The sequence below is a fragment of the Rhodococcus sp. NS-SX18 genome (genome assembly GCF_057367935.1).
The window spans coordinates 4,976,146-5,001,158 of the sequence record NZ_CM170633.1; the positions used below are offsets into that span (position 1 = coordinate 4,976,146).

General features: G+C 70.5%; 27 protein-coding genes and 1 tRNA gene. 12 read left to right on the forward strand and 16 right to left on the reverse strand.

The window, feature by feature from the left end; translation table 11 throughout:
- Window positions 1-2 precede the first annotated feature (2 nt).
- The gene (locus AC2IPW_RS22805) at window positions 3-329 is read right to left on the reverse strand and encodes a DUF485 domain-containing protein (protein ID WP_486375775.1); all 327 of its coding nucleotides are present in this window, start codon (window positions 327-329) and stop codon (window positions 3-5) included.
- A gap of 108 nt (window positions 330-437) precedes the next feature.
- The gene (locus AC2IPW_RS22810) at window positions 438-977 is read right to left on the reverse strand and encodes a MarR family winged helix-turn-helix transcriptional regulator (protein ID WP_054372057.1); all 540 of its coding nucleotides are present in this window, start codon (window positions 975-977) and stop codon (window positions 438-440) included.
- Window positions 978-1,102: 125 nt separating this feature from the next.
- On the opposite strand from AC2IPW_RS22810, the gene AC2IPW_RS22815 reads away from it, so the two are divergent.
- Both AC2IPW_RS22815 and AC2IPW_RS22820 read left to right on the forward strand, forming a co-directional pair.
- Window positions 1,103-2,065, forward strand: a complete 963-nt coding sequence (locus tag AC2IPW_RS22815; protein ID WP_486375776.1) for an MBL fold metallo-hydrolase — start codon at window positions 1,103-1,105, stop codon at window positions 2,063-2,065.
- A 28-nt stretch (window positions 2,066-2,093) separates the two neighbouring features.
- Window positions 2,094-3,719, forward strand: a complete 1,626-nt coding sequence (locus AC2IPW_RS22820; protein WP_486377054.1) for an FAD-dependent monooxygenase — start codon at window positions 2,094-2,096, stop codon at window positions 3,717-3,719.
- Between the two features lie 49 nt (window positions 3,720-3,768).
- On the opposite strand, the gene AC2IPW_RS22825 is transcribed toward AC2IPW_RS22820, so the two are convergent.
- Genes AC2IPW_RS22825 through AC2IPW_RS22840 form a run of 4 tightly spaced genes read right to left on the reverse strand, consistent with a single transcriptional unit; the run spans window position 3,769 to window position 6,900 of the window.
- Window positions 3,769-4,020, reverse strand: a complete 252-nt coding sequence (locus tag AC2IPW_RS22825; protein WP_486375777.1) for a WhiB family transcriptional regulator — start codon at window positions 4,018-4,020, stop codon at window positions 3,769-3,771.
- Entirely contained in the window at window positions 4,017-4,640 is a 624-nt protein-coding gene (locus AC2IPW_RS22830) for a LutC/YkgG family protein (RefSeq protein WP_486375778.1), read from the reverse strand. The genes AC2IPW_RS22825 and AC2IPW_RS22830 overlap by 4 nt, the downstream gene beginning before the upstream one ends.
- Window positions 4,637-6,139, reverse strand: coding sequence for a LutB/LldF family L-lactate oxidation iron-sulfur protein (locus tag AC2IPW_RS22835; protein ID WP_289377417.1), 1,503 nt, complete (start codon window positions 6,137-6,139; stop codon window positions 4,637-4,639). The genes AC2IPW_RS22830 and AC2IPW_RS22835 overlap by 4 nt, the downstream gene beginning before the upstream one ends.
- Window positions 6,136-6,900, reverse strand: a complete 765-nt coding sequence (locus AC2IPW_RS22840) for a (Fe-S)-binding protein (RefSeq protein ID WP_003934478.1) — start codon at window positions 6,898-6,900, stop codon at window positions 6,136-6,138. Before AC2IPW_RS22840 ends, AC2IPW_RS22835 begins: the two co-directional genes overlap by 4 nt.
- 187 nt (window positions 6,901-7,087) lie before the next feature.
- On the opposite strand from AC2IPW_RS22840, the gene AC2IPW_RS22845 reads away from it, so the two are divergent.
- The 4 genes from AC2IPW_RS22845 to AC2IPW_RS22860 all read left to right on the forward strand — a co-directional run bounded on the left by AC2IPW_RS22845 (window position 7,088) and on the right by AC2IPW_RS22860 (window position 11,072).
- Window positions 7,088-8,755, forward strand: a complete 1,668-nt coding sequence (locus tag AC2IPW_RS22845) for an L-lactate permease (RefSeq protein WP_003934479.1) — start codon at window positions 7,088-7,090, stop codon at window positions 8,753-8,755.
- A 107-nt stretch (window positions 8,756-8,862) separates the two neighbouring features.
- The gene (locus AC2IPW_RS22850) at window positions 8,863-9,615 is read left to right on the forward strand and encodes a FadR/GntR family transcriptional regulator (protein WP_416062066.1); all 753 of its coding nucleotides are present in this window, start codon (window positions 8,863-8,865) and stop codon (window positions 9,613-9,615) included.
- A gap of 12 nt (window positions 9,616-9,627) precedes the next feature.
- Window positions 9,628-9,704: transfer RNA gene (locus AC2IPW_RS22855), tRNA-Met, on the forward strand.
- Between the two features lie 204 nt (window positions 9,705-9,908).
- Window positions 9,909-11,072 carry an AI-2E family transporter gene (locus tag AC2IPW_RS22860; protein ID WP_486375779.1) on the forward strand — a complete coding sequence of 388 codons (1,164 nt, stop codon included), beginning with the start codon at window positions 9,909-9,911 and terminating at the stop codon, window positions 11,070-11,072.
- 4 nt (window positions 11,073-11,076) lie between these two features.
- Here the strand turns inward: AC2IPW_RS22860 and AC2IPW_RS22865 are convergent, their stop codons facing one another.
- The 3 genes from AC2IPW_RS22865 to AC2IPW_RS22875 all read right to left on the reverse strand — a co-directional run bounded on the left by AC2IPW_RS22865 (window position 11,077) and on the right by AC2IPW_RS22875 (window position 13,350).
- Window positions 11,077-11,628, reverse strand: coding sequence for a peroxidase-related enzyme (locus tag AC2IPW_RS22865; protein WP_416063739.1), 552 nt, complete (start codon window positions 11,626-11,628; stop codon window positions 11,077-11,079).
- A gap of 325 nt (window positions 11,629-11,953) precedes the next feature.
- Window positions 11,954-12,607, reverse strand: a complete 654-nt coding sequence (locus tag AC2IPW_RS22870) for a CoA transferase subunit B (RefSeq protein ID WP_003934485.1) — start codon at window positions 12,605-12,607, stop codon at window positions 11,954-11,956.
- Window positions 12,604-13,350, reverse strand: a complete 747-nt coding sequence (locus AC2IPW_RS22875) for a CoA transferase subunit A (protein ID WP_003934486.1) — start codon at window positions 13,348-13,350, stop codon at window positions 12,604-12,606. The genes AC2IPW_RS22870 and AC2IPW_RS22875 overlap by 4 nt, the downstream gene beginning before the upstream one ends.
- 169 nt (window positions 13,351-13,519) lie before the next feature.
- Here AC2IPW_RS22875 and pcaH point away from each other — a divergent pair, with 169 nt between their 5' ends.
- The 6 genes from pcaH to AC2IPW_RS22905 are packed head-to-tail and all read left to right on the forward strand — an operon-like array spanning window position 13,520 to window position 19,379.
- Entirely contained in the window at window positions 13,520-14,239 is a 720-nt protein-coding gene (gene pcaH, locus AC2IPW_RS22880; protein WP_054372046.1) for a protocatechuate 3,4-dioxygenase subunit beta, read from the forward strand.
- The gene (pcaG, locus tag AC2IPW_RS22885; RefSeq protein ID WP_416062070.1) at window positions 14,232-14,828 is read left to right on the forward strand and encodes a protocatechuate 3,4-dioxygenase subunit alpha; all 597 of its coding nucleotides are present in this window, start codon (window positions 14,232-14,234) and stop codon (window positions 14,826-14,828) included. Before pcaH ends, pcaG begins: the two co-directional genes overlap by 8 nt.
- Before the next feature lie 13 nt (window positions 14,829-14,841).
- Window positions 14,842-16,182, forward strand: coding sequence for a lyase family protein (locus tag AC2IPW_RS22890; RefSeq protein ID WP_486375780.1), 1,341 nt, complete (start codon window positions 14,842-14,844; stop codon window positions 16,180-16,182).
- The gene (gene pcaDC / locus AC2IPW_RS22895; protein ID WP_486375781.1) at window positions 16,179-17,345 is read left to right on the forward strand and encodes a bifunctional 3-oxoadipate enol-lactonase/4-carboxymuconolactone decarboxylase PcaDC; all 1,167 of its coding nucleotides are present in this window, start codon (window positions 16,179-16,181) and stop codon (window positions 17,343-17,345) included. The genes AC2IPW_RS22890 and pcaDC overlap by 4 nt, the downstream gene beginning before the upstream one ends.
- A complete protein-coding gene (locus tag AC2IPW_RS22900; RefSeq protein ID WP_486375782.1) occupies window positions 17,342-18,139 on the forward strand; it encodes an IclR family transcriptional regulator in 798 nt (265 codons plus the stop codon). The genes pcaDC and AC2IPW_RS22900 overlap by 4 nt, the downstream gene beginning before the upstream one ends.
- 28 nt (window positions 18,140-18,167) lie before the next feature.
- The gene (locus tag AC2IPW_RS22905; protein ID WP_003934492.1) at window positions 18,168-19,379 is read left to right on the forward strand and encodes an acetyl-CoA C-acetyltransferase; all 1,212 of its coding nucleotides are present in this window, start codon (window positions 18,168-18,170) and stop codon (window positions 19,377-19,379) included.
- A 54-nt stretch (window positions 19,380-19,433) separates the two neighbouring features.
- Here the strand turns inward: AC2IPW_RS22905 and AC2IPW_RS22910 are convergent, their stop codons facing one another.
- The 7 genes from AC2IPW_RS22910 to AC2IPW_RS22940 are packed head-to-tail and all read right to left on the reverse strand — an operon-like array spanning window position 19,434 to window position 24,981.
- A complete protein-coding gene (locus AC2IPW_RS22910) occupies window positions 19,434-20,717 on the reverse strand; it encodes an MFS transporter (protein ID WP_054372038.1) in 1,284 nt (427 codons plus the stop codon).
- Window positions 20,718-20,769: 52 nt separating this feature from the next.
- Window positions 20,770-21,174 (reverse strand): RidA family protein, encoded by a 405-nt coding sequence (locus tag AC2IPW_RS22915; RefSeq protein ID WP_040781009.1) that lies wholly within the window; start codon window positions 21,172-21,174, stop codon window positions 20,770-20,772.
- The gene (locus tag AC2IPW_RS22920) at window positions 21,171-21,503 is read right to left on the reverse strand and encodes a hypothetical protein (RefSeq protein WP_040781011.1); all 333 of its coding nucleotides are present in this window, start codon (window positions 21,501-21,503) and stop codon (window positions 21,171-21,173) included. Before AC2IPW_RS22920 ends, AC2IPW_RS22915 begins: the two co-directional genes overlap by 4 nt.
- Window positions 21,500-22,594, reverse strand: coding sequence for a Rieske 2Fe-2S domain-containing protein (locus AC2IPW_RS22925; protein ID WP_054372036.1), 1,095 nt, complete (start codon window positions 22,592-22,594; stop codon window positions 21,500-21,502). Before AC2IPW_RS22925 ends, AC2IPW_RS22920 begins: the two co-directional genes overlap by 4 nt.
- Window position 22,595: 1 nt before the next feature.
- Window positions 22,596-22,838 (reverse strand): recombinase-like helix-turn-helix domain-containing protein, encoded by a 243-nt coding sequence (locus AC2IPW_RS22930; protein WP_371383805.1) that lies wholly within the window; start codon window positions 22,836-22,838, stop codon window positions 22,596-22,598.
- A complete protein-coding gene (locus AC2IPW_RS22935; RefSeq protein WP_289377406.1) occupies window positions 22,835-23,299 on the reverse strand; it encodes an alpha/beta fold hydrolase in 465 nt (154 codons plus the stop codon). The genes AC2IPW_RS22930 and AC2IPW_RS22935 overlap by 4 nt, the downstream gene beginning before the upstream one ends.
- Window positions 23,296-24,981, reverse strand: a complete 1,686-nt coding sequence (locus AC2IPW_RS22940; protein ID WP_450121197.1) for a thiamine pyrophosphate-binding protein — start codon at window positions 24,979-24,981, stop codon at window positions 23,296-23,298. Before AC2IPW_RS22940 ends, AC2IPW_RS22935 begins: the two co-directional genes overlap by 4 nt.
- Window positions 24,982-25,013 lie beyond the last annotated feature (32 nt).

A 25,013-nucleotide genomic window follows, 5' to 3' on the forward strand; every position in this document is an offset into this window, starting at 1 on the left:
GGTCACCGTCCTTCGAGCGCGGCGAGATGGGCGTCGACGACCGCGTCCATGCGGCGTGCCCAGCGGGTGTAGACCTGCGCGACGACGAGGATCACCCCGAAGACGGCGAAGCCGACCCAGTAGGCGAGGCCGAGCCCGCCGAGGCGGCCCGAGAGGAGAGTGGTCGACGTGGTCAGGGCGATGTAGCCCATGAACACGACGAGCAGGACGGCCGCGGAGCCGAGCGAGAGGCGCCGGCGCTGCCGGGCCAGGGCGAGGACCGCGTCCAGGTCGGCCCCGGCGGGCCGGGCTGCGACGCCGTCGGCGGGTGCAGTGATATCGAGCGACATGATCACCTCGGTGCGAAGAAGGGATCAATCAATCAATGGTTTGATTGATTGGCTGGCCCTACGGTAAGTGAGGACCATCACAGAGCGCAAGGGGGGTGCGGGCGTGGCTCAGTCGCGGGTGTGGATCTCCAACTCGTCCGCGGCGGTTGCGAGCTTCTCCAGCAAACCGATCAGGATCGTCTGCTCGGGCTTGCTCAGGACACCGGTCCACGTCTGTTCGCGCCTGTTGTGCGCGGCATAGGTGCTGGTGATGGCGTCGACGCCGGCTTCGGTCAGAGCCAGCTCGACCGCACGACGGTCGTGCTCCGCACGCCGTCGCGTCACCAGACCGTCCCGCTCGAGGGTGTTGACCAGGGCGGACACCGCAGCGCGGCTCATTCCGGAGAGCTTGGCGACACGCTTGGCGTCGCTCGGCCCGGAGAGCCAGAGCATGAACAACACCCGGAACCCCGGCCAGCTCCAACCCTGGGGGCGATGGACGCTGGACTCGAGGTCGTAGACGAGGGCGCTGGCAACGCGAGTCAGCTCGAGGACGAGTCGCATCGCCTGCGGGTCCACCTCCGGCATGACCCGCGTCGTCTTGCGCACGGCGAAGTCCACGAAGCTCAGAAAGTCCAGGTCGTCGACGTTCTCGGCAGGCTCGGTCACGCTGCCAGCGTAGAGGCGACGACCCCGGATACGGGCACGAAGTGGTCAAAGGCTTGCGCATTCGGTGTGACGCCACTTACATTGGATCCAGTTTTATTCAAACCTTTGATCAAAGGTGGTTTCACATGACCTCACTGTCCTTCGCCTCTTCCGCCGATCTGGGCGAGAAGACGCAGACTCTGGAAGTTCTCGCCGACGGCGTGTACGCCCTCACCGCCGAGGGCGATCCCAATCTCGGAGCCATCGAGGGCGAAGACTTCCTCGTCTGCTTCGAGGCGCTCGCCACTCCCGTCGCGGCCCGCGAATGGCTGGCGAAGCTGCGCGAGCACACCGACAAGCCCGTCCGGTACCTGGTGCTCTCGCACTACCACGCGGTGCGGGTGCTCGGCGCCTCCGCATTCGATGCGCAGACGATCGTCGCGCACGAGGCCACCGCCGCGCTCATCGCCGAACGCGGACTCGAGGACTGGGCCTCCGAATTCGGCCGGATGCCGCGACTTGCCAAGGGCGCCGACTCGGTGCCCGGTCTGACGTGGCCCACCGCGACGTTCGCGGACCGCATGACCATCGACCTCGGCGGCGACCGTGGGGAACTGGTGCTCGAACACGTCGGCCGCGGCCACACCGAAGGCGACCTCGTCGCGTGGCTGCCGGAGCAGAAGATCCTCTTCGCCGGTGACCTCGTCGAGGCCCAGGCCGCCCTCTACACCGGCGACGCCTTCCACCGCGACTGGTCCACCGGCACCCTCGACCGGATCAAGGCGTACGGCGCCGAAGCGTTGGTCGGCGGACGCGGCGCCGTCAGCCACGGCCGGGCCGCCGTCGATGCCGCGATCGAGCAGACCCGCCATTTCCTGCAGGTGATGCTCGACGAGGTCGGAGCGGTGCAGCGCCGCGGCGGCACCCTGAAGGAGGCCTTCGACGCCACGCACGCCGCCCTGCACGAGCAGTACGGCCACTGGCCGATCTTCGAGCACTGCCTGCCCTTCGACGTCTCCCGTGTGTGGGACGAGCTGGCCGGCATCGAACGCCCCGTGATCTGGACCGCGGAACGCGACCGCGAGGTGTGGGCCCAGCTGCAGGGCTGAGCCTGCCACGGCACGAGAGGGAAAGATGATGACAGCGCGCAATATTCACAACGGCACCGTTGCTGTTCTCGGTAACGGGCCCGTCGGTCAGACCACTGCTCTGCTGCTCGCCCGGTGGGGCATCCGGGTGATCGTCCTCGACGGCCGCCCGGAGCGCGACCCGATCGGGTCGAAGGCGATCTGCCAGCAGCGTGACGTGCTCGAGGTGTGGGCGGCGGTAGGGGTCGGCGAGCAGGTCGCCGCCGAAGGCGTCACCTGGGACACCGCAAGCACCTTCTACCGCAACGAGAAGTTGTTCACCCAGCCGTTCGTCGACAACGGCCGCTCGGCGTTCCCGCCGTTCGTGAACATCTCCCAGGCCCGCACCGAGGAACTCCTCGACGAGCGCATCGCGGCCGAACCGCTGATCGAGGTCCGCTGGGGGCATCACGTCGACGGCATCGACCAGGACGAGGCCGGCGTACGCGTGCTGTGCACAACGGCGGACGGCCCGGCCGTCGTGCCGGTCGACTACGCTGTCGCGACGATGGGAGCCCGGGCCGACGCGTTCCGCAGGCACCTCGGTCTGGATTTCGCAGGACGCACGTTCGACGACAAGTTCCTCATCTGCGACATCACGACCGACATCCCCGACTGGGCACACGAACGCCGGTTCTACTTCGATCCGGAGTGGAACCCCGGACGCCAGGTGCTCATCCATCCGTGCCCCGACTCGACGTTCCGGATCGACTGGCAGGTCCCCGGCGACTACGACCTCGACGCCGAGGCCGCCTCGGGTGCTCTCGACCGCCGCATCCGGCAGATCATCGGCAACGATCTCGACTACGAGATCGTGTGGAAGTCTGTGTACCGCTTCCACGCTCGGCTCGTCGACCGGATGCGCGTCGGCCGGGTCCTCGTCGCCGGTGACTGCGCGCATCTCGTCTCCCCCTTCGGGGCCCGCGGCCTGAACTCCGGTGTCGGCGACGCCGAGAACGCCGCGTGGAAGCTCGCCTTCGTGCTGCGCGGCTGGGCCGACGAGTCGCTCCTGGACACCTACGACACGGAGCGGCGCGCCGCGGCCCTGGAGAACATCGAGGTCACCTCCGCGACGATGGACTTCCTGGTGCCGCAGACCGACGAGCTGCGTGCGCGCCGCGTCCGGATCCTCGGCGCGGCAGCCGGCGACCCGGACGCGCGCGCCCAGGTCGACTCGGGTCGCCTCGCCGAGCCGTTCTGGTACGTCGACTCGCCGCTGACCACCCCGGACCCGACCCGGCCCTTCACCGGGCGACCCGCCAAGGGTGTCGCTCCGCAACCGGTTCCGGGCGTCCTGCTGCCGGACATGCCGGTCCGCGCCGGGCGGGCCGTGCGGCTGCGGGCGCTGGCGCGCGAGGGATTCCTGCTCCTGCACGGCAGCGCCGTGGACCCGGAGTCGGTGCGCACGCTCGCGCTGGGCGCAACCCGAGCGCCGGTGCGCATCCACGGCATCGACGATCTCGACCCGAGCGCAGCGCTCGCCGAGAGTCTGTCCGCCGCGCCGCACGAGGTGTGGGTGATCCGGCCCGACGCCCACATCGCCGCCGTGGTCGACGGCACGGACCACGATGCCCTGGTCGCCGCGATGCGGGCCGCCATCGGCCGGACTGCGACACCGCTCGCGGCCGTGGGGTGAGGCTGCGGCGAGGCGTTCCCGGTCCGCGCGGACCGGGAACGCCTCGCCGTCAGCACCGGGCGCGGCGTTCCCGCTCCGACAGCCCGCCCCACACCCCGTGCCGCTCGCGGCCGAGGACCGCGTGGGTCCGGCACTCCGTCAGCACCGGGCAGCTCGAGCAGATCCGTTTCGCAGCTGCCTCACGCCGTCGCCGCAGGACAGGGTCCTCACCGTCCGGGGCGAAGAAGTAGAACTCGCCGAGGGAGCGGCAACTGCCGCGGAACTGCCACCCGAACCCCGGCCGGGTGCGGGTGGCGGTCATCCGACGATCACCACGATCAGGGTCCGTGGCCCGTGCACCCCCTCGACCCTTTCGAGTTCGATGTCGGACGTCGCGGAGGGGCCGCTGATCATGGTGGTGGGGCGTTCCGGCACCAGGCGCATCAGCGTCTCCGGCACCCCCACTTCGACGTCGGCGAGGGGCACGACGCACACGTGCAGGTCCGGCACGAGGGTCAGCGCACGCCGGCCTTGGTCGGGGCCGCCGTCGAGGAAGATGGTGCCCGTCTCGGCACACGTGACCGCGGAGGCGGTGACGACGCCGTCGAGGCCGCCGAGGTCCGGGGCGGGGATCTCGGACGAGTCCACCACCACGTCGCCGTCGAACCGTGCGAGCCACGACCGATCCAATCCCGCGGGAACCCCCACGCGGCGCACGCCGTGCTCGGTCAGCACCCGGGCGAGCACGCCGGGAAGCTCGGCCGGCGCGCACTCGTGCACGTGCGCCTTGTAGTCGACGAGCCGGTCCACGAGCAGTTCCCGCAGCTGCGCGTCCGGCAGGGTGCGCCCGGTGCGGTAGTCCCGCGGCACCTGCACCGGGACCGGTGGGGCAAGTGTCCGGGCGTCGCGGATCCGGCCGAGGATCACGTCGCGGGTGCTCACTGCTGCCGTCCCTTCTCGCGCGCCTGCGCCAGCGCGGCACGTCCCTCGTCGGAGTTCCACCATTGCCGGAAGGTCTGTTTGGGTGGCGCCGGGATGTCACGGGCTTCTGTCCAGCCGGCGAGCGGACCCGGCAGCGAGGTGATCTTCCCCTTCTTCCCGGCCAGGAGCCGGCCGAGTCCCGCCGCCTTCTGCGCCGCCGTCCAGCGACGCGACGACGACATCGCCAGGGACGCCGCCTTCATCGCGGCCGCCTCGATCCCGAACGACGCGTGCTCGACCTTCTGGTGTCGCAGTTCGACGAGCAGCGACGGGATGTCGATCTTGACGGGGCACGCGTCGTAGCACGCCCCGCACAGGCTCGAGGCGAACGGCAGGGTCGCGTTCGGATCGCCCGGGGCATCCATCCCGGCGAGCTGCGGGCTGAGCACGGCCCCGATCGGCCCGGGGTACGTCGAGCCGTAGGCGTGGCCGCCGGTGCGCTCGTACACCGGGCACACATTCAGGCACGCCGAGCACCGGATACAGTGCAGCGCCTCACGTCCCACTTCGTCGGCGAGCGCGGCGGTGCGCCCGTTGTCGAGCAGCACGAGATGGAACTCCTGCGGACCGTCGCCGGGGGTCACGCCGGTCCACATCGACGTGTACGGGTTCATCCGCTCGCCCGTGGACGAGCGGGGCAGCAGCTGCAGGAACACCTCGAGGTCCCGGTAGGTGGGCAGCAGCTTCTCGATGCCCATCACGGTGATCAGGGTCTGGGGCAGTGTCAGGCACATGCGGCCGTTGCCCTCGGATTCGACGACCGCGAGCGTGCCGGTGTCGGCGATTCCGAAGTTCGCACCCGAGACCGCGACCGGCACGGTCATGAACTTGTGGCGCAGGAACTTCCGGGCCGCAGCCGCGAGATGCCGCGGATTGTCGTCCAGGTCGGGGTCGACGCCCGGCATCTCGCGCAGGAAGATCTCACGGATCTCGGCCCGGTTGCGGTGGATGGCGGGAACGAGGATGTGCGAGGGCTTGTCGTGCCCCAGTTGGACGATCAGTTCGGCGAGGTCGGTCTCGTAGGTCGCGATACCCTGCTCCTCGAGGTGTTCGTTGAGCCCGATCTCCTGCGTGGCCATCGATTTGACCTTGATGACCTCGTCGGAGCCGGTCGCGCGGACAAGCTCGGCGACGAGGGAATTGGCCTCGGCGGCGTCGGCCGCCCAGTGCACGACGCCGCCACGGGCGGTCACCGCGGCCTCGAACTGGATGAGCAGCTCCGGCAGCCGGTTCAGCACGTCGGTCTTGACAGCAGCGCCGGTGTCGCGCAGCTGCTCCCAGTCGGGGAGCTCACCGGTCACGCTCAGGCGCTTGGCCCGGATGGTGTGGGTGGCCTTGCCGATGTTGCGGCGCAGCTGGGTGTTTGCGAGTTCCTCGTGCGCCGCGGCAGGAAACGTCACGGCACCCCGCAGATTTCCGGAGCCGCGCGGAGGAAAGGGCGGCATGCCGAGAGCGGTCACGCGGGCACTCCCTTCGGGGAGACGGCCGGTTCGACCGCGGCGAGGATCTCGGCGAGGTGGATGGTGCGGGTTCCGGTGCGCAGACGCGACAGTCCGCCACCGATGTGCATGAGGCACGACGAATCGCCGGCGCTGCAGTACTCGGCGGCCGTCGACGTGACGTTGCGCAGCTTGTCCCCGAGCATCGCCGTGGAAGTCTCGGCATTCTTGAGCGCGAACGTGCCGCCGAATCCGCAGCAGGCGTCGGCCTCGGGCAGTTCCACGAGGTCGATCTCGCGGACGGCGCGCAGCAGCTGCAGCGGTTTGTCTCCCACCCGCAGCATGCGCAGCGAATGGCAGGTGGGGTGGTAGGTCACGCGGTGCGGGAAGTAGGCCCCGACGTCGGTGACCCCGAGGACGTCGACGAGGAACTCGGAGAGTTCGTACGTCTTGGCCTTCACCTCGTCGACGCGGCTGCACAGCGCCGGCGAACCGTAGCGACCGGCGACGATCTCGTGCTGGTGCCGTACGGACCCGACGCAGGATCCGGACGGGGCGACGATCGCGTCGATGCCGTTGTCGCCGAAGGCATCGGCGTAGTTCTCGACGAGCGGCAACGCGTCGGGCTGGTAGCCGGTGTTGACGTGCATCTGACCGCAGCAGGTCTGGCCGTCGGGGAAGACGACGTCGTGGCCGAGCCGCGTGAGGAGGAGGGCGGTGGCCGAGACGGCGTCGGGGAACATCGTGTCCCCGAGGCACGTCGCGAACAGGGCGATTCGCATGTGGATCTCCGCATCGGGTGTATGTGGTCAGACCACAGTAACCCATGGTAGGTGCCCTGCGTCACCCCCTGTCCGATTTTCTTCCGAATCCCCTACGGCCCTGGATTGTGACCGAGGTCATGGTGTACGGTCCTGTGGTCTGACCACAGATCCCGTCGCGGTCCGCGGCGCAAACCTGGAGTTTCATGTGGAAACCGAACTGCTCGCGGTGACGTACACACCGTCGACCACCGCCGTCGCCGGCAACCTCACCGCGACGGCTCTGCTGGGCCTGGTCCCCCTCCTGACCTTCTTCGTGCTCCTCGCCGGCCTCAAACTCAAGGCCTGGTACTCCGGACTCGGTGCGCTCGCCGTGGCCCTCGTCGTCGCCGTCGTCGGCTTCGGCATGCCGGCGCCGCTGGCCGGCCTGTCCGCCCTGCAGGGCTTCACGTTCGGCCTGTTCCCGGTCATGTGGATCGTCGTCACCGCGATCTGGTTCTACGAACTCACCGTCGTCAGTGGACGTTTCGAAGACCTACGGCACGTGTTCAACTCCGTCGGCCACGGCGACATGCGCATCCAGGCGATGCTCATCGCTTTCTGCTTCGGCGGAATGCTCGAGGCGCTCGCCGGTTTCGGGGCACCGGTCGCCATCACCGGTGCGATGCTCATCGCGATCGGCATGCCGCCGATCCGCGCCGCAGTCACCGTACTCGTCGCGAACACCGCCCCGGTCGCATTCGGCGCCATGGCAATTCCGATCACCACCGCCGGAAACCTCACCGGTATCCCGGCGACCGAGATCGCTGCCGTCGTCGGCCGGCAGACGCCGGTGCTCGCCTGGTTCGTGCCGATCCTGTTGCTCTTGCTGGTCGACGGCCGGCGCGGCGTCCGTCAGGTGTGGCCGATTGCGCTGGTCACCGGCTTCGCGTTCGCGATCGCGCAGTACTGGTGTTCGAGCCACTTCTCGTACGAGCTCACCGACGTCGTCGCCTCTCTCGTCGGCCTCGCCGCAGCCGTGGTCATGCTGCGCTTCTGGCGGCCGAGCACCCCCGACGACCAGCACTCGCACGTGACCGCGGAACCGATCGGTGCCGCGCGCACGGCGATGGCGCTGTTCCCGTACCTGCTCGTGATCGTCGTGTTCGGGATCGCCAAGCTGTGGACGCTCGGCGTGGACGTGCCGAAGTGGCTGGCGAGCACCGACATCAAAATCGAATGGCCGGGCTTGTACGGGAATCTGCTCACCGCGAGCGGCGATCCGTCGACCGGCGCGATCTACACACTGCCGTGGTTGTCGAATCCCGGCACTCTCCTGCTGTTCTCGGGCATCGTCGTCGGCATCGTGTACACGGTGTTCAGCGGCGGCGGCCGGTTCCCGATGACCCTGCGCCTGACCCTCAGCACCTTTCCCGAGACACTGTGGAAGATGCGGCTTTCCGTCGCCACCGTGGCCACGGTACTCGGCTTGGCCTACGTGATGAACCACTCCGGGCAGACCGTCGCCATCGGCACGTGGCTCGCCGGGACCGGCGCGATCTTCGCGTTGCTGTCGCCGATCCTGGGCTGGCTGGGCACCGCGGTGACCGGTTCGGACACCTCCGCGAACGCACTGTTCGCCCGGCTGCAGCAGACCGCGGGACAGGCCGCGGGCATCGACCCGACGCTGCTGGTCGCGGCGAACACCTCGGGTGGTGTCGTGGGCAAGCTCATCAGCCCGCAGAACCTCACCATCGCGGCGACCGCCGTCGGCCGGCCGGGCAGCGAGCCGCTGCTGCTGCGCAAGGTCGTCGGCTACAGCGTCGGCATGCTGGCCCTGCTGTGCGTGCTGGTCTACCTCCAGTCGACTCCGGTGCTGTCGTGGATGCTGCCGTGAGTCGTCCCCCGGGCGGGCACGGCACGGGGCCTGCTCTGCCGCACGCCGGACCGTCGCGCGCCCGGCCGCCGGGCGTTCGGGTCCGGCGACCGGCATAGGCTCACACCATGCCGCACTCCGAGCCCCGCGCATGGGAGACCGTGTTGAACCACCTCGAGCAGCAACTGGTCTCGGGACAACTCGCGCCCGGCCAGCGGTTGCCCGGGGAGCGCATCCTGGCTGCCGATCTCGGCGTGGGCCGCTCGTCGGTGCGGGAGGCCCTGCGCGTCATGGAGGCACTCGGGTTGCTCAGCGCGCAGACCGGATCCGGGCCCACGGCGGGCGCGATGATCGTCTCGCGTCCGACCGGGGGCATGTCGATGCTCATGCGCATGCAGGTGGCGGCGCAGAGCTTCCCGGTAGCGGACGTGGTCCGGACCCGGCTCGTCCTCGAGACGGAGGTGATGCGCGCCCTGGCCGAGAGTGATCCGGCGCCCGACCTTGCCCACGCGGAGCAACTGCTCGACGCGATGGACGACGCCGAGCTCGCGGCCCACGAGTTCCTGGTGCTCGACGCCCGGTTCCACATCGCGATGGCGGACGCAGCCGGGAACCAGGTGATCGCGGCGATGATGACCGGACTGCGCGACTCCATCGAGAGCTACGTGCTCGCCGGCGCTCCGCTGGGTACCTGGCCCACGACGTGTGCCCGGCTGCGGTGCGAGCACCGGGGACTGCTCGAGGCGGTCCGTGCCGGCGACGCCGACCTCGCCCGTTCCCGCATCGTCGATCACATTCGCGGCTACTACGCGGAGAGCCTCGGGCGTGACCACACCCGTCCGGACGACCCCGAAACGGAGCACTCTCCGCCTCGTGTATAGTCGGTGATGCAACGCGGGGTGGAGCAGCTCGGTAGCTCGCTGGGCTCATAACCCAGAGGTCGCAGGTTCAAATCCTGTCCCCGCTACCACCGCCGGCCCGGACTCTCACGAGTCCGGGCCGGTTTCGTCGTATCGGCCTCGTCCGGCTCGCCTCGCGCTCGTCCCGGCCTCGTCGAGCGAAGGCATCGTCCGTCTCGATAGTGGTGGCGACCGATACATTCGCTCTGTCCGGGCGGCGCGGACGGGTAGATTCCGGCTGTGAACGGATCTGTCGGGCGACCGCGGAGAGTGCGATGAGCGAGGACGGGCCGGCCCCGCTGCCGGCACACCGCAAACGCAACGGACCCCGGGCTCCACAATGGCTTCGCCCGGCGATCCTGTACGTCCTCCTTGCCGTCGCCGCCTACCAGCTGTCCGGTTGGCTGTTCCACAATCTGCGCGGCTTCCTCGGACTGCTGTTTCTCGCATGGCTGCTGAGCATCACGCTCGAGCCCGTCGTCGACCGGCTCGAGCGTTACGGCCTGCGCCGGGGAGCGGCCACCGGATTGGTGCTGTTCGGACTACTGGCGTTCGCCGTCGGATTCGTCGCTCTGTTCGGGACGTTGCTCGCCGAACAGCTGGGCCAGTTGCTGAAAGCCTTGCCGGACGCGCTGACCGCGGTCACCGAGTGGGCCAACCGTGTCTTCGACACGAACTTCACCACGGGCCCGGAACTGCTGCGGCTGACCCCCGAGACGGTGCGCGACCTGGTCCAGCGGTTCACCCCCGGCGTGCTGGGCGTGGTGTCGTCGGTGGTGGGCGTGGTCTTCCAAGCCATGACGATGCTGCTGTTCGTGTTCTACATGTCGGCCGAGGGCCCGGCGATGCGCCGCACGATCTCGAGTTGGTTCCCGGCCCGGCAGCAACGAGTCATCTCGACCGTGTGGGAGATCTCCGTCGAGAAGGCCGGTGGGTACGTCGTCTCCCGCCTCATCCTCGGTGCGATCAGCGCCGTGGGCACCGGCATCTTCCTCATGATCATCGGCGTGCCGTACTGGCTGCCGCTCGCGTTGTGGACCGGGATCGTCTCGCAGTTCGTGCCCACCCTCGGGACGTACCTGGCGATCGCGCTGCCCGCGATCATCGCCGCGGCCAACCAGCCGATCGACGGGTTATGGGTGGTGCTGTTCGGCACGGCCTACCAGCAGGTCGAGAACTACGTCCTGCACCCGCGCATCACGTCGAAGACCGTGTCGATCCATCCGGCCGTCGCGTTCGGATCGGTGATCGTGGGGGCGTCGCTGTTCGGTGCGATCGGCGCGCTGGTGTCGGTCCCGGTCGTCGCTGTCCTCCAGGCTCTGGTGGAAACGTACGGCCGGCGCTACGAACTCGTCGTCGACACCGGCAACACCGGCGACACCGGCGACACCGGCGGCCCGGACGACGCCGCGCCCGGCCCCGAACCGGGCGACCGCTGAGCGGCTACGCCCGGGGGATCCGGCCCATCAGGTAGAACTCCGGATTGGGCATCATGCCGGCGACACCGGCCATCCTGTTGCTCAGACCGAAGAACGCGGTGACGGAGGCGATGTCCCAGGCGTCCTCGTCCGTGAAGCCGTGTGCGTGCAGAGCCTCGAAGTCCGCGTCGTCGATCTCGTACGCCCGCTCGTTGACCTTGGTGGCGAAGTCGAGCATCGCGCGCTGACGCGCAGTGATGTCCGCGGTGCGGTAGTTGATCGCCACCTGGTCCGCCACGGTCGGCTGCTTTTCGTAGATCCGCAGGATCGCCCCGTGCGCGACGACGCAGTACAGGCAGTTGTTGGCGGCGGAGATCGTCGTCACGATCATCTCGCGGTCACCCTTGGTCAGGCCGGAGTCCTCGCGCAACATGATCGCGTCGTGGTAGGCGAAGAAGGCTCGCCATTCCGCGGGACGTCGCGCGAAGGTGAGGAACACGTTGGGCACGAAGCCCGACTTCTCCTGCACTTCGAGCACCCGGGTGGCGATGTCCTCGGGCAGGTCCTTCAGTTCCATGGCGGGAAAGCGCGTACTCACGGGGCCTCCTGGTCCGTCGCGACAACGAACCTCGAAGTTAATCGCTGTTAACCGAGTTGTCCAGATCGCCCGGCTCGCGGCACGACTACCGGTCGAACCACGCCTGCGCGTCGAGCCGGACGTCCTGACCGCGCGTGACGGCGCGCAGGTCGCCCTCCAGGCGCTCGAGCCGGTCCGCGCCGGCTCCGACGCCGACGGGCCGAATGTCACATTCGGTCGGTCAGATCGACGCGGTGTGACATTCGGCCCGTAGGTGTTCGGCCCGTAGGGTGTTCGGCCCGTGAGCCTTTCGGGGACGGTGAGGTCAGACGAGAAGGGTCGCGGCCGTCGCGGCGACGACGTCGTCGACGCTCACGCCGGGCGCGGTCTCGACAAGCTTCAGGCCCTCGTCGGTGACGTCGATGACGGCCATGTCGGTGATGATCCGCTGGACGCAGCGCTTGCCCGTGAGGGGCAGGGTGCACTCGTCGAAGATCTTCGGGTCACCCTTCTTCGTGACGTGTTCCATCATCACGATGACGCGCTTGGCACCGTGGACGAGGTCCATCGCACCACCCATGCCCTTGACCATCGCGCCGGGGATCATCCAGTTGGCGATGTCGCCCTTGGCGGAGACCTGCATCGCGCCGAGGACGGCGACGTCGATCTGGCCGCCGCGGATCATCCCGAACGACTGCGCCGAGTCGAAGAACGACGCGCCGGGGATGGTGGTGATGGTTTCCTTACCGGCGTTGATCAGTTCGGGATCGAGCTCGTCCTCGGTCGGGTACGGGCCGACGCCGAGCACGCCGTTCTCCGAGTGCAGGATGACCTCGACGCCCGGGTCGAGGTAGTTGGGCACCAGGGTCGGCATGCCGATGCCGAGGTTGACGTACTGCCCGTCCGAGAGTTCCCGGGCCACGCGCGCGGCCATCTGCTCGCGGGTCAGCTTCTTCACGGTGGTGGCGGTCTGGGTCATGAACGAACCGTCCGATTCTCGATGCCGACAGTGACAGGTCCGACGGGCACGACGCGCTGGACGTGGATGCCGGGGGTGTGGATCTCGTTGGGGTCGAGCTCGCCCGGTTCGACGAGGTGCTCGACCTGCGCGATGGTGATGCGGCCCGACGTGGCGGCGGGCGGGTTGAAGTTGCGGGCGCTCGCGCGGTAGACGAGGTTGCCGTGCCGGTCGCCCTTCCAGGCGTGGACCAGGGCGTAGTCGGCGACGATTCCGCGCTCCATGACATAGGTCTCGCCGTCGAACTCGCGGACCTCCTTCGGAGGCGACGCGACCGCGATGCCGCCGTTGCCGTCGTAGCGCAGCGGAAGCCCGCCCTCCTCGACCTGGGTGCCGACGCCCGCCGGGGTGAAGAACGCGGGGATGCCCGCACCCCCGGCGCGCAGCCGCTCGGCGAGGGTGCCCTGCGGGGTCAGTTCCACCTCGAGCTCGCCGGCGAGGTACTGGCGGGCGAACTCCTTGTTGGAGCCGACGTAGGAGGAGATGGTGCGGCGGATGCGCCCCTTCTCCAGCAGCACGCCGAGGCCGAAGCCGTCGGTGCCGCAGTTGTTGCTGACCGTCTCGAGGTCGGTGGCGCCCTGTTCGAGCAGCGCGTTGATGAGGATTTCCGGGACGCCGACCAGGCCGAATCCACCCACGGCGATGGTGACGCCGTTCGGGATGTCGGCTACGGCCTCGGCGGCGGTGGCAACGACTTTGTCCATGCCTCTACGATAGCGGCAGTCGTGCGGAATGTGAACCCTCGTCCGTCATACGAACCATTTCGATACTGTTTCATTTTGGAATATTGATTCGCGCCGAGGGAGCCACTAGCCTTGTACGCATAGCGTCCCTCCGTCCATATCGCGAACACGCGCCGAACACCGAGGTCTCATGCTTCATCTGCCGCCCCGCTTTGCGCGCCCCGAAGGCGCACACCCGCCGCTGGACTTCCCCGACTACCGGACCACCGCGCTGCGCCGCCCGGCCCAGCCGCTGACGTTGATCCCGCAGCGGCTCGGCGAACTCACCGGACCCGTCTTCGGTGAGGACCGCGTCCAGGAGGGCGACGCCGACCTGACCCTCGCCCACGGAGGCGAAGCCGCCGGGCAGCGCATCATCGTGCACGGCCGGGTTCTCGACGGCGACGGCAAGCCGGTGCCCCACGCGCTGGTCGAGGTGTGGCAGGCCAACGCCGCCGGCCGGTACCGGCACGTGAACGACAACTGGCCCGCCCCGCTCGACCCGCACTTCGACGGCGTCGGCCGGTGCGTCACCGACGCCCAGGGCAATTACCGGTTCACCACCGTCAAGCCCGGCGCCTACCCGTGGCGCAACCACCACAACGCGTGGCGCCCCGCCCACATCCACTTCTCGCTGTTCGGCACGGCGTTCACCCAGCGGCTCGTCACCCAGATGTACTTCCCCGACGACCCGATGTTCTTCCAGGACCCGATCTACAACTCGGTGCCCGCCGAGGCACGGCACCGCATGGTCAGCGTCTTCGACTACGACGCCACCGTCGACAACTGGGCCCTCGGGTTCCGCTTCGACATCGTCCTGCGCGGCCGCGAGGCCACCCCCTTCGAGAACGAGGAGGACGACGATGAGTGAGTTCGCTCCTCGTTACCCCGTCACCGCCGGTGACCAGAGCACGGCCCCGTTCGGCCCGACGCCGTCGCAGACCGTCGGCCCGTACTGGAAGATCGGCCTCGACTGGGGCGCCGACGGCGAGAACGTCGTCCCCGCCGACACCCCGGGCCGGATCACCGTGCGGATCACCGTGATCGACGGCGACCGTACGCCGATCGCCGACGCGATGGTCGAGACCTGGCAGGCCGACGCCGACGGCCGGTTCGGCACCGACGGTTTCCGCGGCTTCGCCCGCAGCGCCGCCGACGAGACCGGCACCGCCACCGTCCACACGATCAAGCCCGGCGCCCACGAGTCCGACACGGACGCCGACGAGGCACCGCACCTGAACGTCGGGATCTTCGCCCGCGGCATGCTCGATCGTCTCTACACCCGCCTGTACTTCCCCGAGGACCTCGCCGCGCACGCGACCGACCCGGTGCTCACCGCGCTGCCGGAAGCGCAGCGGCGCAAGCTGATCGCCGAGAAGTCCGACGACGGGTACACCTGGACCGTGTACGTTCAGGACCTCGATCCGAACGGTGTGGAGACACCGTTCTTCGCGATCTAGACGGGAGCGTGCCTTGACCGTGCCGGCGCAGTCCGACCCCACCCGCGGTGCCCTCTTCGACCCCGTGTTCGGCGCCGGCGACCTCGCACCGCTGCTGTCCGACCGGGCCTGGATCACCGCCCTGCTCGAGGTGGAGGTGGCGATCACCCGCGCCGCCGAGAAGCACGGTCGGGCAACCCCCGCCGACGTCGCCGGCGTCGCCGTCGCGGCCGAGGACCTCGCCCGCGAGCTGGACCCGGCCGAACTGGGCCGGCTCTCGGCGGCCGGGGGCAACCCGGTGATCCCGCTGGTGAAGATCCTGCGGGAGCGCGCCGGCGTCCCCGCCGCCGCGGTGCACGTCGGAGCCACCAGCCAGGACGTGCTCGACTCCGCGCTCATGCTGCTCGCCCGCGAGGCCGGCCGGCACGTCGTCGCCGAGCTACGCGCCGCCGCCGACGCCGCGGCGCACCTGGCCCGGCGGCACCGTGACACCCCCACGGTCGCGCGCACCCTCGGCCAGCAGGCGCTGCCCACCACCTTCGGTGCCCTCGCCGCGACGTGGCTCGTCGCACTCGACGACGCCACCTTCGAACTGGACCGCGCTCTGAGCGCCCTGCCGGTCCAGTACGGCGGGGCGGCAGGAACTCTCGCGGCCGTGCACCCCGACGGACTCGCGTTCGCGGACACCCTCGCCGACCTGCTCGGCCTCGCTCGGCCCCTCGTGCCGTGGCACACCGCCCGCACCCCGATCACCCGGCTCGCGACGGCGCTCGGCGTCGCCGCAGGTGCCGTCGCCAAACCCGCCACCGACGTCGTGCTCATGGCCGCCACCGAGTTCGGCGAGGTGAGCGAGGACGCGCCCGGCGGATCGTCGGCGATGCCGCACAAGCGCAACCCGGTCGCCGCGATCACCGCACGCGCCGCCGCCCGCCGGGTACCCGGCCTGGTCGCGACCGTGCTCGCATCGACCGACCACGAATTCGCCCGCGCCGCGGGCGCGTGGCACGCCGAATGGGAGCCGCTCACCGACCTGATCCGCCTGACCGGTGGTGCAGCACATCAGCTTTCGACCAGCATCGGCGGACTGCACGTCCACCCGGACGCACTCGCCCGCAACCTCGACCGCACGGGTGGCGCGATCCTCGCCGAGAAGGTCACCGCCGCCCTGGCTCAGCACACCGACGATGCCCGCGACATCGTCACCGCCGCCGCACAGGCCGGCACCCCGCTCGACCGCGACCCGGCGATCACCGGACACCTCGGTGCCGAACGGGTCCGCACCCTGCTGGACCCCACCCGCTACCTCGGCCACGCCGGCGATCTCGTCGACCGTGCCCTCGCCCACCACGACCGGCTCCTCGGAGGACAAGCATGACCGTCACGCTCAACTACGAACAGTACGGCGACCCCTCGGCCCCGCCGGTCGTGCTGCTCGGCTCCCTCGGCTCCGACCTGTCGATGTGGACACCGCAGATCACCGCGCTGTCCCCGATCGCGAACGTCGTCGCCGTCGACCACCGCGGGCACGGCAAGTCACCCGTCGTGGACGGGCCCTACACGGTGGCCGATCTCGGCGGCGACGTCGTCGCGCTCCTCGACTCCCTCGGCCTCGACTCGGTGCACTTCGTGGGCCTGTCGCTCGGCGGTGCCGTCGGCCAGTGGCTCGCCGCGCACCGTCCCGAGCGCATCCGCACCCTCACGCTGCTGTGCACGTCCGCCGCGTTCGCCCCGCCCCAGCCGTGGCTCGACCGCGCCGCCACCGTCCGCACCGACGGCCTGGCATCGATCGCCGAGTCGATCGTCGGCCGCTGGTTCACCCCCGAACTCGCCGAGCGCGACCCGGAACTCGTCGCACGGCACGTCCAGATGGTCTCCGGCACGAGCGACGAGGGCTACGCCGCCTGTTGCGAGGCGCTCGCGACGTGGGACGGGCGCCCCGACCTGGCCCGCATCGTCGCGCCCACCCTCGTCGTCGCCGGCGAGCAGGATCCGGCCACCCCGCCGGCCACCATGCAGCTCATCGCCGACGGCATCGCCGACGCCGACTTCCACATCGTCGGCCCGGGCGCGCACCTGGCCAACGTCGAGCAGGCCGGCCGGATCACCGCGCTCGTCCGCGAGCACATCACCCGTGCGACGCCCGCCGGTGCGCAGCGCACCGCCGCGTTCGAGCAGGGCATGCGGGTGCGACGCGCGGTCCTCGGCGACGCCCACGTAGACCGGGCCGTGGCGTCGGCCACCGAGTTCACCCGGCCGTTCCAGGACTTCATCACCCGCACCGCGTGGGGCGACATCTGGTCCCGGCCGGGCCTGGACCACCACACCCGCCGGCTGCTGACGCTGGCGATCCTCACCGCCGTCGGCAACGACCACGAACTCGACATGCACATCCGGGCCGCGCTGCGCGCCGGTGTGGACCCCGACGAGCTCGTGGAAGTATTCCTGCACACCGCGATCTACGCGGGAGTGCCGAACAGCAACCGGGCCTTCGCGCTCGGCAGGCAGGCACTCGCAGACGGCGAGGGGAGCACCGCATGACGATGACCGACGGCGAACCGATCGCGGCATCGCCGGACTACGTACAGTCGCTCGCGCGCGGCCTGTCCGTCATCAAGGCATTCGACGCCGAGCATCCGCGCCGCACCCTCAGCGAGGTCGCCAAGGCCACGGACCTGACTCGGGCCACCGCGCGACGGTTCCTGCTCACCCTGGTCGAGCTCGGGTACGTACGTACGGACGGCTCCCAGTTCTGGCTGACGCCGCGCGTGCTCGAACTCGGCTACAGCTACCTGTCGAGCCTGACGCTGCCGGACGTCGCCCGCCCGCACCTCGAGGCGCTCGCCCAGAAGGTCCACGAGTCGACGTCGGTGTCCGTGCTCGACGGCGGCGACGTCGTGTACGTCGCGCGGGTGCCGGTCAGCCGCATCATGACCGTCTCCATCACCATCGGCACCCGCTTCCCGGCGCACGCCACGTCGATGGGCCGGGTGCTGCTGGCCGGCCTGTCCCCCGCCGACCTCGACGCCTACCTCGCCACCGCGACGCTCGAGCCCCTCACGTCGCGGACCCTCGTCACTCCCGACGACCTGCGCGCCGAACTCGACCGGATCCGGCGGGACGGCTACTGCATCGTCGACCAGGAGCTCGAGGAGGGCCTGCGGTCGCTGGCCGCACCCATCCGCGACGCCTCGGGCGCCGTCGTCGCGGCCGTGAACATCTCCACCCAGGCCGCCCGCTACAGCCTCGACGCCGTTCACAGCGAGCTCGTGCCCGCTGTCGTCGACACCGCGGCGGCGATCTCGGCCGACCTGGCCCGGACCCAGAACCACTGACCCCCCGATTCCCCGACAAGGAAGTGCCATGCGCGACGTCGTGATCTGCGAACCCCTCCGTACCCCCGTCGGCCGCTTCGGCGGCGTCCTGAAGGACGTCGCGCCGGAAGATCTGGCCGCCACCGTGATCCGCGAGCTCGTCGCCCGCACCGGCCTCGCCGGCACCGACGTCGACGACGTGATCCTCGGTCAGGCCTCACCCAACGGCGAAGCTCCCGCGCTCGGCCGCGTCGCCGCACTGAACGCCGGTCTGGGTGTGGAGGTTCCGGGACTGCAGGTCGACCGTCGCTGCGGCTCCGGCCTGCAGGCGATCCTGCAGGCCGTCATGCAGGTCCAGTCCGGCGGCAGCGACCTGATCCTCGCCGGTGGCGCCGAGTCGATGAGCCAGGCCGAGTTCTACGCCACCGGCATGCGGTGGGGCGTCAAGGGCGAGGCCGTGGCCCTGTCCGATCGGCTGGCCCGGGCGCGGGTCACCGCCGGCGGCCGGGACTTCCCGGTGCCCGGCGGCATGATCGAGACCGCCGAGAACCTGCGGGCCGAGTTCTCCATCAGCCGCGCGGACCAGGACGCTCTGGCGGTGCAGTCGCACCAGCGCGCCGTCGCCGCGCAGAAGAACGGCGTCTTCGCGCAGGAGATCGTTCCCGTGGCGGTGCCGCAGCGCAAGGGCGAGCCGCTCGTCGTCGACACCGACGAGCACCCCCGCGCCGACACCAGCGTCGAATCGCTCGCCAAGCTGCGCCCGATCCGCGCCAAGATCGATCCGGAGTCGACCGTCACCGCCGGCAACGCCAGCGGCCAGAACGACGGTGCGGCCGTCGCGATCGTCACCACCGCCGAGAAGGCCGCCCAGCTGGGACTGCGTCCGCTGGCCCGCCTGGCGAGCTGGGCGGTGGCGGGAGTGCCGCCGCGCACCATGGGCATCGGCCCGGTCCCGGCCACGGAGAAAGCCCTCGGCCGGCTCGGCCTGACCCTGGCCGACATGGACGTGATCGAGCTCAACGAGGCGTTCGCCGCGCAGGCCCTCGCCGTGACCCGCAGCTGGGGCCTCGAGCCCGACGACGCCCGCCTCAACCCCAACGGCTCCGGCATCTCCCTCGGCCATCCGGTCGGCGCGACCGGCGGCCGGATCCTCGCGACGCTGCTGCGCGAACTGGACCGTCGCGGGGGTCGCTACGGCCTCGAGACGATGTGCATCGGCGGCGGTCAGGGCCTGGCCGCGGTGTTCGAAAAGGCGGCGTAGCCGCCGGTGTGTCCTTCGGGCTGCCAGGGCAGCCCGAAGGACACACCGGTCGCGTCAGCGGCGGGCGGGCACAGCGGCCGGTTCCGTCGTCGAGAGCGCGTTCGGTGCGGTGATCCGACCGAGCACCGCGATGAGGACCAGAGCGACGAGGACCGGGACGCAGGCCACGAGGACGATGGTGCCGGTGGGAACGCCCAGGCCGATCAGTGCGCCGCCCAGGACGGGGCCGACCACGGAACCGAGCCGGCCCATCGACGCCGACCAGCCCACCGCCGTCGTCGCGGTGGCCTGCGGGTACATCGAGACCGACAGTGCGGTCTGGCCGATCATGCCCGCCTGGATGCCGAGCCCCACTCCACCGAAGACGATCAGCAGCAGCACCTTGTCGGCGCCGAGGAAGGCGGACACGACGAGGAAGACGATCGCCAGCGACGTCGTGACCACGAGCACCGACGGCATCCGGAACCGCAGCGCACCGATCATCAGGACCGCCGCGCCGACGATGCTGCCGATACCGAGCGCCGCCGACCCCAGCGGCGCGAGGCTCGTCGAGAACCCGTAGCTCGTCAGCAGCGTCGGCAGCCACGACGAGAAGACGTAGAACACGGTGAACATCAGGAACGAGAAGCCCCACAGCAGCAGCGTGCGGCTCCGCAGGCCGGGATCGAACAGGCGCGCGACGGAGGCCTGCCGCGCCGCCGACGAGGTGGCATCCGGTGCGGGCTCACCGGCGGCGGCGCGCCCGTCGGGCAGTCCGATCCACAGCAGCGGCAGCAGGACGGCGGATGCGGCGGCGCCGGCGAGGAACACCGACTCCCAGCCGAACGCGGCGATCAGGCGCGTGCCGACCAGACCGGCGAGCAGCGCACCGAGCGAGATGCCCATCGTGACGAACACCGCGATGGACTGCCGCAGCCGGGGCGGGTTGAGCGCCGTCGCGTGCGACACCGCGGCGGGCAGTACCGCGCCGAGACCGAGTCCGGTGAGCACCCGCAGGGCGGTCAGTTCGGTGATCGTCGACGCGAACGCGGTCAGCAGCGAACCGACGGTGAACACCACCACGGCCGCCAGCACGACGCGGCGGGCACCGAACCGGGCGACGAGGCGGCCGCAGGCCAGATAGCCCAGGGCGACGCCGACGCTGGTCAGCGACAGCGCGGGGGTGAAGTGGGACGGGGCGACGCCCCAGTCCTTCGCCAGTGCCGGGACCGACAGTCCCAGGGCGATCGTGTCGTAGCCGTCGAGGACGACGGCGACGAAGGTCAGGACGAGAACCAGCCAGTTGGGCGAGGCCTCGTCGGTTCGGGTGAGGGACGGTGTGCTGTCGGTTCCGCGCATGGTGGCGTCCTCGGGTCGGTCGATGCCCTGCCAAGGGCGTCGAAAAGGAAGATTACGCGTCCGCCGTCGCGGTCGCTGAGATGATTCCCTGTGCTTCGACCTCGACACCGAGGCCGGCCTCGACCAGGGCCGACACCTCGACCAGGGTCGAGCACGGGAAGTCGCCGCGGAACACCTCCGCGCGGGCCCGCCCGACGGCGGCCTTGTCCGCGATGTCCGTGACATAGATCCGCAGGGCGAGGATGTCGTCGACCTGCGCCCCGCAGGCTTCGACCAGGACGCGGGTGCGCCGGAACGCCTCCCGCGCCTGCCGGTAGACGTCGCCGCCGCCGACGGGACCGTCGGGGGTGCCGGCGTGCATGCCGGAGACGAAGAAGTGCCGGCCGACGACCCGGGCGTTGCTGAACATGCCCGGACGCGGGGGTTCCGGAACGGTGGGGTGGCCGACCCGGCTCATCGGAGCACCGCGCCGCGACGAGCGTCGGATTCGCGGGTCAGCCGCTCCCGTACCGGCACGAAGTCGTAGGTCGGATAGCACTCGGTGTGGAACACCCCCCACGCGCGACGTTCGAGTTCGACGTTGACGGCGGCCAGCCGATCGGCGGGCAGCCGCAGGGTCACGATCTGTCCGATCCCCATCGCGACGACCCACGAGACGACCTCGCATCCCTCGGGCGGGAACCCGTGCCACCAGTCCGCGTCGTCGAGCCGGCCCTGCAACTGTTCGAGGTTCCGGCTCTGGTCGTGCCGCAGGACGACGGTGAGCATCAGGGTCCCGCCACTCATGCCGGCACTCCCGCGAGCACGGCCGCCTGCTGCTTCGCGTCGGCCCGGTAGATCCGGCGGATCCGGGAGACACCGAGGTCGTGCTGGTAGAGGTGTTCCTCGACGTCGGCGTCCGCGGCCAGCGCCTCGAGGACGGCCCGGTCCTGTTCGAGGACCTCCCAGTGCCGTTCCTCGAGCCGGGTCCGGTACAGGAAGCGCCACGCCTCCCGTTCCCAGCCCGACACCCGCCGGGTGCGCCAGTGGAAGATGGCGGAGTGGTCCCGGTCGATCGGGGTGCACATCCCGACGATGCCGAACACCCCGCCGGGACCGGCGTTGGGGGCGTACGGGATCTCGAGGTCCACGTAGTCCATCGATCCGCGCACGAACTCGACCCAGTCGAAGTTCACGCCGCGCTGGTCGGTCTTCTCGAAGAAGAACCCGCGGTCGGTCTCACGGATCCGGAACCGCGCCGACGTGTCGCCGCCGAACATCGAGTGCGAATTGCGGTGCAGGAACGCCCCGTGCATCGGGTCGAGCACGTTGTCCATGTAGAACCGCCACGGCCCGGCCCACTCCGCGTAGTTCGGGAACCACGACACCTCGTCGTCCGCGAGCCGGTCCGGCAGCACGAACGGGGTGGGGACGGAGTCGTGGGTCAGGGGCACGAACGCGAAGATCGTGTCGGCGGCTTCGACCACCGACAGCGACGCGGTGGCGCGCTTGCCCTCGAGCGCGCACCCGGGCATGCCGGGCACGGAGACGACGGTGCCGGTGCCGTCGACCTGCACGCCGTGGTACAGGCAGGCGACGCGGTCACCGAGATGCTGCCCGACGGACAGCGGGGCGCTGCGGTGCGGGCACCGGTCCTCGAGCATGTGGACCGCGCCCCGCGCGTCGCGGAACAGCAGCCAGTCCACGCCGAGGCGGGTGACCTTGACCATGGCGCCCGGTTCGACCATCCGCGACGGAAGGATCGGGTACCAGCGGTCGCGCAGGCCGGTCGCGGCGATCTCGTCGGCATCCATCGGCCGACGGGTGCCGACGGCGAATCGGGGTCCGGCCGGGCGCGGGCCGCCGGTGGTGGTCTGTGTGGTCTCGAAGGTGGTCATCTCATCTCCCCAGTCGTCGCATCTCGGCGCGGAAGGTGTCCTCGGTCCAGGGCCGGCCGTCGGGGCCGTGCAGCCCCAGGCCGTTGAGTCCCTCGACGACACCGGGCAGGTCGTGGGTGCCGGTCCCGAAGATCTCCATCAGGGAACCGGCGAGCTTGTCCTCGTAAGGGGTCAGCGGATCGGGATGGGTCTGTCGAGATTCCAGGTACGGTTCGGCGGATCGTGCCGTCGCGGTGCGGTTCACGCGAGAACTCCTTCGATGTGGGGGGTGGGGGCGGCGAGCCCGGATCGGTAGCGGGCGGCGAGTCCCTCGGCGATGGCGGCGAAGGCGCTCGCCCATTCGGCGAACGACTCGGGCCGGGTGAGGTGGACGGGCGCCGGACATCCGTCGACGACGACGAAGACTCCGTTGTCGATCTCGCCCGCGAGGCGCTGCGGTACGGACAGATCGGTGTCGTCGCCGAGCGCGGAGGCCACCACCAGGGTGGGGACGGTGATCCGGCCGAGGACGCCGCCGACGGTGTCGACGTCGAGCACGGGATCGGCCAGGATCAGGCTGCGCAGCAGGGTGCCGTGACGGTCGGCCGCGCGCAGGGCGGGTCCGGCATCGGTACCCGCGGCGTACAGGTGCACCGCGCGGCCGTCGCGCAACGCCGCCTCGGCCTGCCCGTCGGCCCACCACAGCGCCTCGGCCGGCGAGTTCATCGCGCACCTCCCGTCGGCACGTGCACCGGTGGGACGAACGGTCCGGGCGGGGGGTCGAGGGCGGTCACGTCGACCTCGACCAGGGCGGGCCGGCGCGCCGCGACCGCCTCCGCCAATGCGGCCTCGAAGACGCCGGGCCGCTGCACGAGGGTGTACGGCATGCCCATCGACGCGGCGAGCAGATCGAACCGCGGCGTGTGCAGGTCCACGCCGGATCGACGGAACCCGTTGGCTTCCTGCATGTTCCGCAGAACGCCGTAGCCGCCGTCGTTGAACACCAGCACGACGCACCACGCGTCGGTGCCGGCGAGCGAGGCGAGCTCGCCGAGGTGCACCGCCAGACCCCCGTCCCCGGCCATGACCACGGTCGGCACGTCCCGGCGGGCATGGGCGGCACCGAGTCCCATGGCCAGTCCCTGCCCGATGCCGCCGCCGAGCGGGAAGATGTTGGTCCCCCGCTCGTAGAACGGCAGGAGGCGGTTGCCCCACTGGCTGGACGGAATCGTCACGTCGCGGGCGACCACGGACCGGCGGGGCAGCACGCGGCGCATGCCCTCGCAGATCTCGGCGTAGCCGCCGATGTACTCGGTCAGCGCGGCCCGGCTGCGCTTGCGCACCGCCTGCACCCGGGCCGCCCAGTCGTCGCGCCGGCCGGCACCCTCGAGCGCGTCGAGGAGGCCGCGCAGTGCCGTGCGGGCGTCGGCGACGATCCCGACCGTGGCCGGATACACCCGGCCGATCGCGGCGGGATCGACGTCGATCTGCACCTGCGTGCCGGGCAGCGCGAGGCGGTAGCTCTTGGTCTCGTTGGACCGGAAGTGGGTTCCGACGGCGAGCAGGACGTCGGCATCGGCGAGGAGACCGGCGACCTCGGGGGACGCCGCGAAGTTCCCGACGACGAGGTCGTCGTCCTCGGGCACGATGCCCCGCCCGGAGTTGCTGGTGAGGATCCCCGCCCCGAGCCGGTGCGCGAGGACGCGCAGTTCCTCGCCCGCGCCGGCCGCTCCCCCGCCGAGCCACAGCAGGGGCCGCTCGGCGGCGGCGAGCACCGCGGCGGCCCGGTCCAGTACCGTCGAGGCGGGGGCCGGCGGCTGCACGCTCCGGACGTCGGCGGCCCGCTGCTCCTGCGGCGACGCCAGATACTGCAGGTCGGTGGGCCATTCGACGCTCGCCGGCCCCTGGGGTGCCGACAGGATGCAGGCGATGGCGGCCTCGAGTTCCGCCTCGGCGTCCTTGGCGTCGGTGATCGTCGCCGCGTAGGCGGACACGGCATCGAGCATCTGCCGTTGCCGGGGGAATTCGTGGATCACGCCGCGGCTCGACGAGGCCGGTTCGGGCGTGAGGAATTCGCTTTCGATCTGACCGGTCACGTGCAGGACGCGGCTGCCGGCGGTGAGCGCCTCGATCATCGACCCGGCGGCGTTGCCGGCGCCGGTGCCGGTGCTCGTCAGCGCCACACCGATGCGGCCCGAGGCGCGGGCGTACCCGTCCGCGGCGTTGACCGCGGCGGCCTCGTGCCGGACCTCGACAAAGGTCAGGTCGCGGGCGACGGCCTCGACGAGGGGCAGGTTGTGGATGCTGACGACGCCGAACGCGGTGTCGATGCCGTGCCGGCGCATGACCGACACGAGGACGTCGCCGCCGGTGGTGCGCCGAGCCGGCTCGGTCGAGGGGATGTCCATGTTTCCTCCGTTGCAGATGACCACTGGGGGGG

Coding starts and splice junctions, on each gene's coding strand:
- AC2IPW_RS22865 (WP_416063739.1), bottom strand. CDS start 11,628: ATGGAACTGAAGGACCTGCCCGAGGACATCGCCACCCGGGTGCTCGAA.
- pcaDC (WP_486375781.1), top strand. CDS start 16,179: ATGACCGTCACGCTCAACTACGAACAGTACGGCGACCCCTCGGCCCCG.
- AC2IPW_RS22940 (WP_450121197.1), bottom strand. CDS start 24,981: ATGGACATCCCCTCGACCGAGCCGGCTCGGCGCACCACCGGCGGCGAC.
- AC2IPW_RS22825 (WP_486375777.1), bottom strand. CDS start 4,020: ATGACCGCCACCCGCACCCGGCCGGGGTTCGGGTGGCAGTTCCGCGGC.
- AC2IPW_RS22935 (WP_289377406.1), bottom strand. CDS start 23,299: ATGAACTCGCCGGCCGAGGCGCTGTGGTGGGCCGACGGGCAGGCCGAG.
- AC2IPW_RS22925 (WP_054372036.1), bottom strand. CDS start 22,594: ATGACCACCTTCGAGACCACACAGACCACCACCGGCGGCCCGCGCCCG.
- AC2IPW_RS22875 (WP_003934486.1), bottom strand. CDS start 13,350: ATGGACAAAGTCGTTGCCACCGCCGCCGAGGCCGTAGCCGACATCCCG.
- pcaG (WP_416062070.1), top strand. CDS start 14,232: ATGAGTGAGTTCGCTCCTCGTTACCCCGTCACCGCCGGTGACCAGAGC.
- AC2IPW_RS22850 (WP_416062066.1), top strand. CDS start 8,863: ATGCCGCACTCCGAGCCCCGCGCATGGGAGACCGTGTTGAACCACCTC.
- AC2IPW_RS22905 (WP_003934492.1), top strand. CDS start 18,168: ATGCGCGACGTCGTGATCTGCGAACCCCTCCGTACCCCCGTCGGCCGC.
- AC2IPW_RS22860 (WP_486375779.1), top strand. CDS start 9,909: ATGAGCGAGGACGGGCCGGCCCCGCTGCCGGCACACCGCAAACGCAAC.
- AC2IPW_RS22910 (WP_054372038.1), bottom strand. CDS start 20,717: ATGCGCGGAACCGACAGCACACCGTCCCTCACCCGAACCGACGAGGCC.
- AC2IPW_RS22920 (WP_040781011.1), bottom strand. CDS start 21,503: ATGAGTGGCGGGACCCTGATGCTCACCGTCGTCCTGCGGCACGACCAG.
- AC2IPW_RS22900 (WP_486375782.1), top strand. CDS start 17,342: ATGACGATGACCGACGGCGAACCGATCGCGGCATCGCCGGACTACGTA.
- AC2IPW_RS22915 (WP_040781009.1), bottom strand. CDS start 21,174: ATGAGCCGGGTCGGCCACCCCACCGTTCCGGAACCCCCGCGTCCGGGC.
- pcaH (WP_054372046.1), top strand. CDS start 13,520: ATGCTTCATCTGCCGCCCCGCTTTGCGCGCCCCGAAGGCGCACACCCG.
- AC2IPW_RS22840 (WP_003934478.1), bottom strand. CDS start 6,900: ATGCGAATCGCCCTGTTCGCGACGTGCCTCGGGGACACGATGTTCCCC.
- AC2IPW_RS22870 (WP_003934485.1), bottom strand. CDS start 12,607: ATGACCCAGACCGCCACCACCGTGAAGAAGCTGACCCGCGAGCAGATG.
- AC2IPW_RS22820 (WP_486377054.1), top strand. CDS start 2,094: ATGACAGCGCGCAATATTCACAACGGCACCGTTGCTGTTCTCGGTAAC.
- AC2IPW_RS22815 (WP_486375776.1), top strand. CDS start 1,103: ATGACCTCACTGTCCTTCGCCTCTTCCGCCGATCTGGGCGAGAAGACG.
- AC2IPW_RS22805 (WP_486375775.1), bottom strand. CDS start 329: ATGTCGCTCGATATCACTGCACCCGCCGACGGCGTCGCAGCCCGGCCC.